Source organism: Planotetraspora mira, from assembly GCF_016863275.1.
GTDB classification, from domain to species: Bacteria; Actinomycetota; Actinomycetes; order Streptosporangiales; family Streptosporangiaceae; genus Planotetraspora; species Planotetraspora mira.
Window position 1 is genome coordinate 87,248 of sequence record NZ_BOOO01000002.1, and the last position, 13,243, is coordinate 100,490.

Sequence of the window (13,243 nt, forward strand, 5' to 3'; positions counted from 1 at the left end):
AGATATCCCCAGCATGTCCGCCTATTTATTGGGAGGTCCCCAGACGTTGCCCACAACGTTGTCCACAGGCTGAGCCACAGCACTGTGGATGCCTGGGACGAGTCCGGGATGACAGCCTGCATAGGAGTATCAGGGCCACTTTCACGAACCGGCCGCCGCGTACCCTGGTCAAGGTGGACACGGACAGGCTCCTTGGAGACTTCCTCCGTGCTCGACGTCAGACCACCACCCTCGATCAAGTAGGTCTCTCACACGGCGATCATCGTCGCCGGACACCGGGATTGCGCCGTGAAGAGGTGGCCATGCTGGCCGGCGTCAGCACGGACTACTACATCCGGCTGGAACAGGGCAGAGAGCGCCACCCGTCGGATCAGGTGCTCGACGCCCTCGCGCAGGTGCTCCAGCTCGACGCCTGGGCCACCGACCATCTCCACGAACTCGCGCGCCCGAAGGTGATCAAGCGCACGACGGAGGGGCGGACGGACCGGGTGAGCCCGACCCTGGAACGGCTGATGCTGGGCTGGCGGAACACGCCCGCGGTCGTGGTGAACCGCAGGCTGGACGTGCTCGGCGGCAACTCCCTGGGCGAAGCCCTCTACGAAGGGCTCGATTACAGGGACAACCTGCTGCGGCTGACCTTCCTCAATCCCGACGCACGCGTCTTCTACCGGGACTGGGAGAAGGACGCCGCCTCGAAGACGGCCCAGTTGCACGCCGCCGCGGCGGCCGACCACGACGATCCCCTCCTGATCGAGCTCATCGAGGAACTCTCCCGCGAGAGCTCGGATTTCCGGCGCATGTGGGCCCGCCACGACGTTCGGGCCAAGACGACCGACTCCGTGCGTTTCCATCACTACCTGGCCGGCGACCTGACCCTCTCCTACGAGGCCTTCACCGTGAACAGCTGCCCCGGCCAGGACCTGTTCATCTTCCAGGCGGAGCCGGGCAGCCCCTCAGAGGAAGCCCTGACCAGGCTGAAGAGCCGGGTCGCCATCGCCGGGTGATCTTCAGCTCACCCTCGCGACGGTGAGCATGTGCCCGAATCCGAGAAGCTCCGGCTCGTTCTCCGTACGGCGGGCGACGTCGAGCAGCAGGGCCCTGCGTCCGGGATCGTCCAGCCACTCCTCCGCGTAGAGGGCGAACACGCCTTCCAGCGCGTATCGCTCGGCTCCGGGCAGACCGGCGTCGGCGAACTCCGTGAGGACCTCGCCGGGGTCGTGTAAATAGGCGGTGGTGAAGCCCACGCTCGCGTCTCCGTCGAGCGTCCCGGTGCGGGCGGACTCGTCGACCGCGCTCCGCACATGCTCCTCCGCATACCGACCCAGGCGGATCATGTCGTGCACCGCGGCCCACCGGGCGATCGTCGCCGCCACGACCAGCCCGCCGGGCCTGGTGACACGGCGCGCCTGCGCCAGCGCCCGAACCCGGTCCGCCCGCTCGGTCAGGTGGTAGAGCGGGCCGAGAAGCAGGACTGCGTCGGCGGAGCCGTCCGGCTCGTCCAGGTGCCGCGCGTCGCCCACGCGGGCGATCACGCCGGGCAGACCTGACGCCTGCTCGACGTGCGCGGGCACCGGGTCGACGAGCTCCACCCGGTGCCCGTCGGCGGCCAGCCACTCGGCGTGCACACCGCTGCCGCCGCCGACGTCCAGGATGCGCGCCGGTACGGCCGGCAGCAGGCGGCGCAGCACGTCCTGGGTTCGCCAGAACTCCAGCCGGCCGCGCCCCGACCGCAGCCGGCCGTCCTCCTTGCCCTGGAGGTAGTAGTCCATGATCTTCGGTGCGAGCTGCCGCGACTCCGTCATGACGCCGAGCATGCCGAACCGTCGCCGCCCGATTCAACCGAGTTCGGGCGGCGACGTCCGCTGCGGCGAGGGCCTCGCGATCTCCGTGGAAAACCCGTTGCCGCCGCCGGTGGCGGGGCGGCATGCTCGAACTCGACACCGCCTGAGCCTTCGGAAGGAGCGGGTCATGCTGCGCCACCATCACTGCCGTCGCCGTGGTCACCGCGTCCATCGCCGAATGCGCATGCGCTTCGACACCCACATGTGATGCCCGCCGCGGCGAGGCCGGCTCGGACCACCCGGTCCTGAGCGGCTCCTCGATCACCCGGCGGGTTCCCGGCGGGTGAGGGCGCTGGTGTGCCCGGCGGTTTCATAAGCCGCTCCGGGCGGGTTCGATTCCCGCACCCGCTACTCCTTTCACGCCTCTGTGGCGCAGTGGAAAGCGCGCCTGCTTGCGGAGCAGGAGGTCGCTGGTTCGATTCCAGCCAGAGGCACTGTGACCGATCCCGAAGTGGACGAGGGGCCGGGTCGTGATCCCGGTTCAAGTGGGTTCGAGTCCCACCGGTCACCCTTTATTCAACCGGCGTGCTAGTGCGACGGTCCGATGATGCCGACAGCTCTGGCTGCTGACGGCGGCGGCCGGAGCTTGCGGTTCACCTGATCAGCAGCAGAGCTGGTTGCAATTGGTGACGGAGGCGCAGGTCTCGCGGCGTCCACTCCCCCAGGTCGACACCGTCCCCGACGATCCGTTCATGCGCATTCCACTGCTAGCTGGTCAGCCACTTGAAGGTCGTTAAGCCACGTAAGGCAAGTAGGCTGGCCGCGACTGCCGCGCCGGTGAAGGAGCAGTTCATGGTCACCGATCCAACGATGGCCCGGATCGGCCAGGGTGTGGAGTTGCATCACCACCGAGGTCAGCGTGAAGCCGCTCGCGACTTGTTTGAGCAGATCTGGGATGACATCGGTGGCGAGCAAGGCGACCCGTTGCATGTTTGCGTCCTTGCCCATTCGATGGCCGACGTGCAGGACGACATGCACCAGGAGTTGATGTGGGATCTGCGCGCGCTCGCCGCCGCCGATCTGGTCACCGATGAGCGGGTGGGCCAAGCTGGGGTGACGCTTTCAGTGGCTGGCTTATATCCGTCGCTGCACCTCAATGTGAGCGAGTGCTATCGCAAGCTGGGCGATCTCGGCCGCGCCCGTGAGCACCTCCGGCAGGCGCGGGCCCAGATCGGCGCACTTGGCGACGACGAGTATGGGCAGCTCATCAGAGGTGGCCTGGACCGGCTGGCCGAACAGTTGGATGAGGCCACCTGAGTGTCGAACTGAGTGACTTCCGGGTTGCCCAGCCCAGCAGCACAGTGCAGTGCAGTGCACATCCGTGCATTGCACATGTGCCTTGCGTGCCTCGGGTACGGCGGCCAGCCGTTGTCAGTCCAGGATCGACGCGGCCCTTGCGTATGCCTGACTGGCTAGGTCGGTAAGCATGGCCCGCTCGCCGGCGAGGTCGTCGGGATCGTCTGCTGAAAAGGGGAGCACGATGAGGCGCACCTCGATGAGGTAGTCACCGTGACGGACCAGGGCAGCCCAAGTCGTCGGATTGGCTCCGGATGGGTCCCACAACCGGTACGCCTTCGCGCCCGCAGGGCGCGGTAGCGCGACCTGCTCGTAGCGGTGCGTCCACGACTTCTGCCCGTCGGTCAAGCGCACGGTTGCACATGAATCGGGTGGGCCGGCCGCCAGGTGATCCAGGGCGGGTCCGGAGGCGTACACGATCGACTCGCTCAGCACCGGCCCACCGAAGGCGCCCTTGGTGGAGTCGACGAGGAAGGCAGCGCCAAGCACTCCGTCGGGCTCTTTCTTCAGCGAGGTGACGGTGCTCCAAACGCCCTGGGTCCACTGCCGGCACTCCGGGTGGTCGACAGGCGGGGCGCCGATCTGCGTCTGGCCCATGTCCGCGATCCGCTCGCTGGTGTACGGCAGCGCCTCGGCTGGCACCCCGTCCAGGACCCCCGCGTCGTGGAATCGCCTCAGCAGGGCCCGCCGAACGAGGTCGCCCCGGCTTCCCGCAGGCCAGTCCCATGCGGAGGGCTGCGGGGCTATCGGGATCGTCGCGTGGATCTCGAAGTCGCTCGGCCACACGCGGGGCGATGAGCCTGCAGGTGAAGGCGTCGCAGGGGTGCCTGGCGAGAGCGGGGTCATGCCCGCTTGCCCTGATCCCGTAGCCGCGGCGCAGGCCGACGTAGCCGCACCGGCCAGGCACAGAGCCAGCAGGACTGCCATTGCGCCCCACCAACGTCGCCGCCCCTTGCTCGGCTCTTCCACATGCATACGCAGCTTGATCATCCCGCCGGAGGCTACTGAATGCACCAGAGAAAGTCGAGAGGCCGCATGTCGCCAACTGCTTTGCAGGAGGTCGCCGGTTCGAGTCCAGCCAGAGGCATTGTGACCGATCCCGAAGTGGACGAGGGGCCGGGTCGTGATCCCGGTTCAAGTGGGTTCGAGTCCCCCCGGTCACCCTTCATTCGGACAGGTCTCAGCCGGCCAGTCGAGGTTGAGGCCGGTCAGGCGACGACCTCCGGCACGCGTAGGCCAAGCTGACTCAGCAGCTCCAGCTGATCGTAGTATTCCCGGTCGCTGATGATCAGCCCGTTCTCGATGGTGCACATCCCGGCTGCGCGAACCGCGATGCGACGCCCAGTCGCCTTCAGCGCCGACCCTCCGGGCAGCAGGAACGGCCCGAGATGCGTCCCCGTCATGACGTACTCCGAGACAGCCGAAACAGCCGGATCGCAAACGGGAACTTTGCACCACGGTGTGAGCTGTAGATCTGGAAAGGCTTCGAGCAGATGCTCGAAATACCAGCCGATCTGTTCGCGCCCTTCAGCCGTGCCCACCGGGCCGACGTAGACAGCGTCCGGGGCGAAGCACTGCTTGGTTGCTTCGAGATCGTGATCGTTTAGAGCGCCGATCACTCGATCTTTCAATTCTCGAGCGGTGATCATCATCTTCGCTCCCCCCGATGCGAGCGTCACCAGCTCATATGACAACCAGGCTAACGCGGTACTCCAGGTTCAGCCCACGCCCATCAGCCGGAAGGCGGATGAACATGGGTGATTTCTGGCGCTGCCCACGTCTTCCCTTTGAACGTCGCGCTCGATGTAGCGCCGCCTCCAGCAGGTTCAGGGTGGTGTTCACGATGCAGACCAGGTCGCGGATCACTTCAGCGCCGGCGCCAGACCAGTGTGTAGCGCCAGAACAGCCGTCGGCGCAGCCGTGCGCCGGGCAGTACACGGCGAGACTCGCGAACGATGTCGGGGAAGATCATGGTCGCCGGCCGGGTCGGGGCGGTCATCGAGGCCGGCCACGGCGCGTTGCGGCCCTTGTTCTTGATCCAGGCCATGGCGACATTCGACGGAATGGCGGCGGCGCCGAGCAGGTGATCGCCGGGAGACTGAGCGCGGGCGAGGCCGACGACGACCAGGGTCCCACCCGGCGCCAGGTGCTGACGGAATCTGGTGAGAGCGTCGCTGAACGGCAGGTGGTGGATGGTGGCGACACAGGTGATGACGTCGTGGGGGCCGGGCGGCATCTCGCGCAGCGCGTCCGCGACGGTGAAGGTCACCGGGACAGCCGGGGGCGTGAGTTCCCGTGCCCGGGCGACGATTGCGGGGTCCACGTCGATGCCGTGCACTGCCCTGGCCCGCGAGGTCAGGAGTCTGGCCAGGTCACCGCTGCCGCATCCGACGTCCAGAGCGCTGTCGAAGCTTCTGGGGAGCTGCCGCAGGATCCACCGGTGGTAGTGGGCGTTGTGGTCCCAGGGGTGGGCGGCATGGAACCGGTCAAGTGCTCGAAGGATGCGGGGCGACAGTGTCGTCATGGCGTGAGTCCACCAGGTCTTCGGTCGCCTGCGATAGTGCCGGCCTCTTTCCACGGCGGCGTGAGTCGGTGACGGTCAGCCCGGAAACCAGCCCGGACAACCCCCGGTGCGACCTCGGCAGGGCGAGCAACAGACAGGCCGGCAGCAGCAGATTCGACAACCCTCCCGCCGCCGGGACGAAGGGGTCGAGCCCGACGAGAACGAAATAGCCGAAACCTCCGAACAGCAGCGCAGGGACGATCCGGGCACCGGCCCGGGTTCCGTCCGCGCGGGTCCGGCGCAGCCGTACGGCATGCTGCCCCAGCGTGGCGCCGTCCGCGCCGAGCGAGGGGAGGGCGAGCAGGAGCACCGCAGGCAACCAGGGGTTCAGCGCGGAGTCCGCCAGAGCGCCCCACGGCTGCGCTGCCAACTGGGCGCCGAGGCCGTACCGGACGGCCAGATGGAGGGCGGTGGCGAGGACTCCACCGAGCAGGAAGACCGCGACGAGGTCCACCAGCATCCCCAGCAGTCGCCGCCTCGCGGTGAGCGGACGGGCGGCGTTCGCGGGAAGGACGGCATGCCGTCCGTAGACCAGGTGCAGCAGCGGCGCGAACATGACGCCGACCGCCGCGCCGAGGCTGTTGGCGACCAGGTCGTCCACGTCGAACAGCCGGTAGGGGCACGAGAAGAGGAACCAGTTCCCGGTGAACTGGGTGACCTCGATCAGCAGCGACACCGCGGCCCCCGCCACCACCGCGGTGACCACACCGCGCCGGAAGTAGTGGCGGACGTACGCGCCGAGCGGGACGAACAACGCCACATTGAACACGACCTGCTGCACCGCCGGATTCGCCGGCAGCCCCCGCAGTCCCGGCGTCCGCCGCTCCCGCGCGATGTCGTCGAGGAAACGCAGCGGGTCGAGTTGCGGATGACTCATCGCCGTGTTCGCCGCACACCAGGTGCCGTCGATCCGCGGCACGGGGAACAGCGTGTAGGCGACGAGCGCGAGCCCGTAAACGAGGAGGCCGAACGCGAGCAGTGCCGCCCCGAGCCCCATCTCCCCGCGCCGCCGATAGCTGAGGAAGACGAACGGCACGAACAGGATGACGGCGAGCAGTGCGCCGCCGAACAGCGCCGGCACGGCGGGCAACAGCCGGTCGGACAACAACGGTCGACTCCGTTCCACTCATTCTCGGTCTGCCCGATCAGACCAGAGCGTCCGGCCGTATCGATCATTGGAAATCTAGTTCATCCGGTTTCGCGGCTTTGACGCGAGGTTCCGGAAGTCCGTGCCGACGGTAGCGACGGGGATCAGTCGCCGGACATCGGTGAAGATCCGCTCGTGCGCGGCCGCGGCGTCGGAACTGGTCAGATCCATGCCCTGGATGAATCCATGGACGAGGCCAGGTTCACAGCGGTGGGTGACCTGGACTCCGGCCTCGGCCAGGCGGTGGGCGTAGACGTCGCCCTCGTCGCGCAGCGCGTCGTGTTCGGCGGTCACCACCAAGGCGGTCGGCAGGCCGGACAGGTCGGGGTGATGCAGCGGGCTCGCCGCACGGCGCCCCGCCGAGTCGGGCATCCACTGGGCGGCGAACCAGGCGAGCATCTCGGCGTCGAGCCCGTAGCCCGTGCCCTTCTCGGTGATGCTCGGCCGGGACAGCGTGAGGTCGGTGTTGGGGCATATCAAGATCTGTACGGCAGGCGACGGCCCGCCCTCGTCCCGCAGTCGCAGGCAGGCCATGGTGGCGAGATACCCGCCGGCACTGTCCCCCGCGACGGCCACCGGCCTGGCCCACCGGAGCACCTCGACGGCGTCGTCGATCGCGGCCGGGTACGGATGCTCCGGTGCCAGCCGGTAGTCGACGGCCAGCACCTCGACGTCGCACTCCTGGGCAAGACGGCGACAGGTCCTGTCATGAGTCTCCAGATCGCAGAAGACCCACCCGCCACCGTGCAGGAACACCACCAGCGGGCGCGGCTCGGCGGAAGGGCGGTAGTGGCGTAGCGGCAGCCCCGAAGGGCTGGTCAGGTCCTCGACGTGCGGCAGGTCGGGCCCCTTCGGGCGGGTACCGTTTCGCTTGCGCGCATCTTCACGCAGTTCGCTGACGAGATCTCGTGACATGCCTGCGAATGATAGGTGGCATCCGGCTGGAGCCATGCCGGGCCGCCTTGTGGCGTGGCTGGTGGAGCCCAAGGGACAGGCGTTGTTTCGGGCCGGCTCCGCGTTTCGATCACACGGAGGCAATCGTCCAGCGGCAACCGTTTTGCCGGTGTTGACACCCGGCTTGAGCGGACGAGAGACCACGACACGCCCCATGGTGCGCGCACGATACAACCGTGACCGGCGACCGACTTCTCACTGAGTAACTTGGAGATATTGGTTCGATTAGGCCCGATTCGCCTGGGGGCGTCCGTGCTTACTTACTGGGACCTCAAACATCGGCTGACCGACGCGATCAACGCGCACGACCTGCAGGGAGTGCTCGACTGCTACAGTCCGGACGCCGTCTACGTCGCACCGTCAGGCGTGGCGGAAGGACATGAGCAGATCGCCTGGCTCTACGAGCAATTCTTCAGGGGATTCCCGGACTTCCACGGGACCGCCTGGTTCGAGATCGCCGAATGCGACAACCCGGCCGTGACGGAATGGACCTATACCGGCACGCATACGGGACCCTTCCTTCTGCCGAATGGGCAGGAGATACAAGGAACGGGCCGCCGCATCACCATCCGCGCCACATGCGCCGCCCACGCCGAGAACGGCAAGATCGTCACACACCGTGAATACTTCGACCAGTTGGAGCTGTACAGCCAACTCGGCTTCGGCTTGGAGAAGCTCGAACCGGGGTCGACGGCGAACGAAGAAGGCGACGACCTGACAGCGTCGACGCCTGACGGAGGCGACGACCTGACATCGAAGTCCGCGCATCCTCAGCTCCGTTCTGATGCCGTCCGGCATCACAGGCCGCTGGGGATCTTCGGGAGACGTTGAGCGCCATATCACCTGGCCGGAGCGCCGATCGACGCTCCTGACCAGGTCGCCGATCCCCCTTCACTCGTCGACGTGTTCGCCTTCGCCGGGCTCGCCGAGCATGCTGTCGAGCTGCCTCCGGGTCTCCGCGAGTTCAGCCATGACCTCCTCCGACGGACCGCCCTCCGCGAGCGACTCCAGTTCGGTCAGCACCGCGCGCATCGCGACCACCGCGGGCCACTCCGCCGCGTCCGAGGTCGCTCCGGCGTCTTCCGGGTCCGCGTCGTCCATCGCGTTCAGCAACAACCACGCGGCGGAGCGCAGGCAGCGCACGCGCGGCGTCACCTCGCCGAGCTCGCCCCAGAGCAGGGCCGCCTTCTGGTAGGCCGCCAGGGCCTCGTCGCTCTGCCCGGCGTCCCTGAGCGCCTCCGCCGCCGCCCAGGCCAGCCGGGCATGCGGGACCCGGTTGTCCGGGTCGTCCTGAAGCAGCCGTGCGGCCTCGAGGTACTGCTCGGCGGCCTCCCTCGGCCGTCCGATCTCCGCCAGCGAGTCGCCGTACTGCTTACGCGTCATCGCGATGCCGTGCGGGTCGTAGGGGATCTCCACCCGCGGCATGGCCTCCTCGAACAGCGCCGCGGCCTCGGCATGCCGGTCGAGGAAGTGGTAGGCGCGCGCCGCCACGAAGGTGTTGTGGAGGGTGTCGGGCTCGGACAGGCCGTCCCAGCGGGTGGCCGCGGTGAGCGCCGCGGTGACGAGGCCGAGTTCGCGGCCCTCCTGACGTGAGATGGTCTCGACGAGCAGGGAGCTGAGGTGCGCCGCCCGCTCGCGCTCGATGAGGCCGCCGCCGTACTCGAGCGCCCGGGAGGCGAGGTCCTCGGCCGCCTTCGCGTCCCCGTCCTCAAGGGCGAACTGCGCCAGCATGGCCGCCGGGTTCACGGCGTACCAAGGCTGCCCGGCGTCGACGTAATTCGTCAGCGCGGACGACAGGTGGGCGCGGGCGGCGTTCACGTCCTCCAGCTGAAAACAGAGCTGGACGAGCATGTCGTGGTACTGGCCGGCGCGGTCGACGACCCCGAGTTCCCCGGCCAGGGCGAGCTCGGTCTCCAGCAGCGCGCGCGCCGCCGTGACCTCGGCGGCGGGCGGGTCCTCCTGCCGTGCGAGACCGTTCATCGCGCAGAACGGCGCGCCCTTGCGCACGGCCAGATATTCGGCGGGTGTGAGCGTGCCGCCCGCGTACTCGCGGTCCGCCTCCGCGAGCAGGGCAGCCAGTGGCGCCTCCACGGCCGCCCGCCCCTTCGCCAGGAGCAGGGCCACGGTCGCGGCCGCCCGCGCCTCCAGCGCCTTGGCCGGCGCACCGAGCTCCGCGAACCGCTCCGCGGTCGCCGACAACAGGTCGTGGGCCCGGCCGGGATCGGAGTCCATCAGTGTGGTCGCCCTGCTGCGCTCGACCTCGGCGGCCACGAACTCCGGCAGTGCCTCGCCGCTTTCCGCGACCCGGGCCCAGGCCTCTTCCGCGAGAGGGTGCCGGGCCGTGGTCAGCCGCCGCGCCTCGGCGATCAGCTCATCCAGCGTCGCGCCGGTTCGCCGTGCGGGCGCGGGCACGTCCGACGGCCGCGGCGCCGCCGGCAACGTCACCGGCACGCCGAGCGGCAGCCGATCGAGCAACGGTTCACGGGCGAGCCGCCGGGCGACGCGCTCGCTGTAGGCGGTGGTGCCGTGCCGGGCGTCGTACCGGGCGCACAGGTCCCCGACCTCCAGTTCCAGCGCGGCGAGCGTCGTCTCGACCGTCCCGGCGCCGACCGGCAGGTCACCATGACCGAGCGCGTTCAGGCGGCGCAGCAGGACGATGACCCCGCTCAGGAAATCGGCCCGCTGCGACAGGTCGTGCGGCTGCTCGGCCACCCATGACGCGTGCTCGGTGAGAATCTCGAGCCCACGTGCCTCGTTGCCGGTCAGGGCGCAGAACTCGATGTGGTTGCCGACCGACGCGCGCAGGCTCACGTTGTGGCGGACCAGTTGATACCCCTTGAGGAAGGCGCTGCGGGCCTCCTCGAGGCGCCCGGTCCGCACAAGGGGAAGCAGGGCCTGGGACAACGCCCGATGCGGCTCCTCCGCGCAGACCAGTTCGCCGCCGATCAGCGGCGTCCAGAACTCGAGCGCCCCCTCGTCGTCGCCGGCCGTCTCCCGCCACCAGCCCCAGGTGTTGCGCTCGCAGGCGTCGCAGTCGGCCATCTCGTCACGGGGAGCGGCGATGGACGACTCCATCGCGGCGGCGGCCGCCTCGTCGTCACCGACGAAGTGCGCCAGCTCCGCGCGCAGCGCGAGCACCGGGCGGGCGCTGTAGCCCCGTTGCCGGTAGCGGCTGTGGAGCTCGTCGAGCCAGCGGTACGTCGTCGCCAGCGGCACGGAGGGATTGTTCACCAGGTTGTGGGTCATCCACTTGAGCTCCCAGTGGATGGACTGCGACAACCTTCCCAGCTCCGCCGGGTGGTCGTCGAAGATGCGCAGCAGCCGTCCGAAGGCGACCGGCATGCGGTCCCGCTCGCCGCCGTAGGCGTAGGCCTCGATCAAGGTGAGCAGCACCTCGCCTTCGAGGCCCCGGTCCTCGGCCGCCTTGGCCGCCGCGGCGAGCGTCTCGAGGCGTTCGGCTTTCAGCCGTCCATTGGGGATCGTGTGGCTTTCGTGGAGCCCGGCGCGGATCTCTGCGGCGTTCATGCCTGGCCATCCTCTTCGGCGAGTTCGGTCACGTTCTGGGAGGCCCAGCCGAGCAGCTCGTCGAAGGCCCGGTTGAGCAGCGCGGTGTCGACCGGCCGCAGCGGACGGTGGGTCATCAGCAGGGCCTGGCCGTACAGGGCCTCGACGGCGGAGACGAGCAGCGCCTGGTCACCGATGGCGGCGAGCCGGCGGACGACCGGACTGCGGTGGTTGAGCACGAGCTGCGCGCGCGGCTCCGCGGACTTGAGGGCGCCGAGGATCTCCGCCCACAGGTCGTCCGCTTCCGCCGCCGTCTCCTCCCGGGTGCGTTCGTTGCGCGCCTCGCGGGTGTCCAGGTGCAGGGCGGACACCGACGCGGGGAAGAAGGCGCGCAGGATCACGTCGCACCCCAGCGGGTCGAGCGTGGAGCGGGCCGTGGCGAGGAATCCGGCCATCGCGAGCTCGTCCGCACCCTCAACGGGGTCGAGCGCGGCGGTGACCACGTCGGTGCCGAGCTCCTCCACGGTCACCCCGGGCACGACCTCCGGGAGAAGGGCGACCAGCTCGCTCTCGTAGGTGTAGCCGCCGTTGACGACCCCGATGCCCTGGGCGGACGCGATCGTCGCGATCTGGCGGAACTCCTCGACGGTGGAGGTGACCCGCACGACGGGGTGTTTCCTGGCGAACTCCGCGAGTGTGACCCGCCCGTCGGTCGTCTCGAACGCGAGATACGGCAACATGATCCGGAACAGGTCCCTGTCGTGCCTGGCCAGCGCCTTGACCCCGAGACTGTGCACGGACAGGAACGCGGCCAGGCGTCCCGGCTCCTGTGCGGCCAGCCCGGTGAGCCAGTCGCGCACCCGGACGCCGAGGGCCTCGCGGACCGCCGCCAGCGTCTCGTCCTCGTACAGTCCCTCGCGTGAGGCGGTCGGACGGAGCGTGTCCGTGTCGATCACACAGCGGACGAAGAACGCCCAGTCCGGCAGCAGGCCGGTCGTCACGTCGCTGAGCAGCATGCCCTTGAGGTACACGCGATGGCGGCCGCTGCCCGCCGGATTGGCGGCCTGCGGGAGCACGTAGGCGGCGCCGCGAACCCCCGCCAGCTCGACGTCGAACTCGATGACGTCGAGCGCGGTGAAGCCGAGCACCCGCTCGCCGTACTCCATCAGCGCGGACCTGCGGGCGCCGGCGGAGGAATACGTGCGGTCCCACACCGAAGGGCTGTCGGTCGTCCTGGTGGTCCGCCCGTCCGCCTCCACCGTCACCTCGTAGGGCAGCAACGAGCCGAAATCACGGGCGAGGCCGGCCACGAGGTCGGGCGCGAACCAGCGCCCCGCCCCGGCCCTCGGCGTCAGGCGCACCGTCGTCCCCGGCTCCGCACGCTCGCCGGGTTCGAGACGGCGGACCGAGTACGTCCCGTCGGAGGCGGCCAGCCATTCGACGCCCGGCTCCTCCGGATCCGTGGCCGAACGCGTCAGGACCTGGATCCGCTCGGCGACGGTGAAGCAGGCGAGCAGGCCGATGCCGAACTGCCCGAGGAACTCCCTGCGGGCCCCCTCGAGGTCGTCGCGCTTGGACGAGCGGCCGATGGTCGCGAGGAACCGGTGCACGTCGGCCTCGGTCAGGCCGATTCCCGGATCGTCGATGCGCAGTCCCGCCTGGTCCACGGCGATCCGGATGGCCGTCGGCGCGGAGGGGTCGATCCGCCGGCGCGCTGTGACCGCGTCGACCGCGTTCTGCAGCAGCTCTCGCACGTAGACCCGGGGGCTGGAGTACAGATGATGCGAAAGGAGATCGACGAGACCTCGCAGGTCAACCTGGAACGAGTGGGACTTCGCCGACTTATCGTCCAACATGGCGACGATCGTAGCGGTGGTCGGCGAAGCGATTCGATCAATATCGCAGGGTTCAGTGCCGACCGACGGACCGGCGGCGTGC

At 69.0% G+C, this 13,243-nt stretch carries 11 protein-coding genes and 3 tRNA genes; 6 read left to right on the forward strand and 8 right to left on the reverse strand.

Features of this window, described 5'->3' with window-relative positions; translation table 11 throughout:
- Positions 1–173: 173 nt before the first annotated feature.
- Entirely contained in the window at positions 174–1,004 is an 831-nt protein-coding gene (locus Pmi06nite_RS02180; RefSeq protein WP_203951098.1) for a helix-turn-helix domain-containing protein, read from the forward strand.
- 3 nt (positions 1,005–1,007) lie between these two features.
- Here Pmi06nite_RS02180 and Pmi06nite_RS02185 read toward each other — a convergent pair whose 3' ends face one another.
- Positions 1,008–1,802, reverse strand: a complete 795-nt coding sequence (locus Pmi06nite_RS02185; RefSeq protein WP_203951099.1) for a class I SAM-dependent methyltransferase — start codon at positions 1,800–1,802, stop codon at positions 1,008–1,010.
- Between the two features lie 317 nt (positions 1,803–2,119).
- Here Pmi06nite_RS02185 and Pmi06nite_RS02190 point away from each other — a divergent pair.
- From Pmi06nite_RS02190 to Pmi06nite_RS02205, 4 genes are all read left to right on the forward strand, one after another.
- Positions 2,120–2,192, forward strand: a tRNA-Met gene (locus Pmi06nite_RS02190).
- A gap of 10 nt (positions 2,193–2,202) precedes the next feature.
- A tRNA-Arg gene (locus Pmi06nite_RS02195) sits at positions 2,203–2,275 on the forward strand.
- A gap of 2 nt (positions 2,276–2,277) precedes the next feature.
- Positions 2,278–2,351, forward strand: a tRNA-His gene (locus Pmi06nite_RS02200).
- Between the two features lie 282 nt (positions 2,352–2,633).
- On the forward strand, positions 2,634–3,098 hold the full coding sequence (locus Pmi06nite_RS02205; RefSeq protein ID WP_203951100.1) for a hypothetical protein: 465 nt from the start codon (positions 2,634–2,636) through the stop codon (positions 3,096–3,098).
- 114 nt (positions 3,099–3,212) lie between these two features.
- Here Pmi06nite_RS02205 and Pmi06nite_RS02210 read toward each other — a convergent pair whose 3' ends face one another.
- The 5 genes from Pmi06nite_RS02210 to Pmi06nite_RS02230 form a co-directional block, all read right to left on the reverse strand.
- A complete protein-coding gene (locus tag Pmi06nite_RS02210) occupies positions 3,213–3,779 on the reverse strand; it encodes a hypothetical protein (RefSeq protein WP_203951101.1) in 567 nt (188 codons plus the stop codon).
- Between the two features lie 566 nt (positions 3,780–4,345).
- Positions 4,346–4,816, reverse strand: a complete 471-nt coding sequence (locus Pmi06nite_RS02215) for an ester cyclase (RefSeq protein WP_203951102.1) — start codon at positions 4,814–4,816, stop codon at positions 4,346–4,348.
- A gap of 188 nt (positions 4,817–5,004) precedes the next feature.
- Positions 5,005–5,661 carry a class I SAM-dependent methyltransferase gene (locus Pmi06nite_RS02220; protein WP_203951103.1) on the reverse strand — a complete coding sequence of 219 codons (657 nt, stop codon included), beginning with the start codon at positions 5,659–5,661 and terminating at the stop codon, positions 5,005–5,007.
- Positions 5,624–6,826, reverse strand: a complete 1,203-nt coding sequence (locus Pmi06nite_RS02225) for a VanZ family protein (protein ID WP_203951104.1) — start codon at positions 6,824–6,826, stop codon at positions 5,624–5,626. Before Pmi06nite_RS02225 ends, Pmi06nite_RS02220 begins: the two co-directional genes overlap by 38 nt.
- A 57-nt stretch (positions 6,827–6,883) precedes the next feature.
- Positions 6,884–7,762 carry an alpha/beta hydrolase gene (locus Pmi06nite_RS02230; protein WP_203951105.1) on the reverse strand — a complete coding sequence of 293 codons (879 nt, stop codon included), beginning with the start codon at positions 7,760–7,762 and terminating at the stop codon, positions 6,884–6,886.
- A 291-nt stretch (positions 7,763–8,053) separates the two neighbouring features.
- Here Pmi06nite_RS02230 and Pmi06nite_RS02235 point away from each other — a divergent pair, with 291 nt between their 5' ends.
- A complete protein-coding gene (locus Pmi06nite_RS02235; RefSeq protein WP_203951106.1) occupies positions 8,054–8,632 on the forward strand; it encodes an ester cyclase in 579 nt (192 codons plus the stop codon).
- 60 nt (positions 8,633–8,692) lie between these two features.
- On the opposite strand, the gene Pmi06nite_RS42485 is transcribed toward Pmi06nite_RS02235, so the two are convergent.
- Complete coding sequence (locus Pmi06nite_RS42485) at positions 8,693–11,326, reverse strand: hypothetical protein (protein WP_203951107.1); 2,634 nt, start codon at positions 11,324–11,326, stop codon at positions 8,693–8,695.
- The gene (locus Pmi06nite_RS02245) at positions 11,323–13,161 is read right to left on the reverse strand and encodes an HSP90 family protein (RefSeq protein ID WP_203951108.1); all 1,839 of its coding nucleotides are present in this window, start codon (positions 13,159–13,161) and stop codon (positions 11,323–11,325) included. Before Pmi06nite_RS02245 ends, Pmi06nite_RS42485 begins: the two co-directional genes overlap by 4 nt.
- Between the last annotated feature and the right edge of the window lie 82 nt (positions 13,162–13,243).

Excerpts from the sequence above, each read along its gene's own strand:
- Pmi06nite_RS02185 (WP_203951099.1), bottom strand. The coding sequence starts at position 1,802 with ATGACGGAGTCGCGGCAGCTCGCACCGAAGATCATGGACTACTACCTC.
- Pmi06nite_RS02245 (WP_203951108.1), bottom strand. The coding sequence starts at position 13,161 with ATGTTGGACGATAAGTCGGCGAAGTCCCACTCGTTCCAGGTTGACCTG.
- Pmi06nite_RS02205 (WP_203951100.1), top strand. The coding sequence starts at position 2,634 with ATGGTCACCGATCCAACGATGGCCCGGATCGGCCAGGGTGTGGAGTTG.
- Pmi06nite_RS42485 (WP_203951107.1), bottom strand. The coding sequence starts at position 11,326 with ATGAACGCCGCAGAGATCCGCGCCGGGCTCCACGAAAGCCACACGATC.
- Pmi06nite_RS02220 (WP_203951103.1), bottom strand. The coding sequence starts at position 5,661 with ATGACGACACTGTCGCCCCGCATCCTTCGAGCACTTGACCGGTTCCAT.
- Pmi06nite_RS02230 (WP_203951105.1), bottom strand. The coding sequence starts at position 7,762 with ATGTCACGAGATCTCGTCAGCGAACTGCGTGAAGATGCGCGCAAGCGA.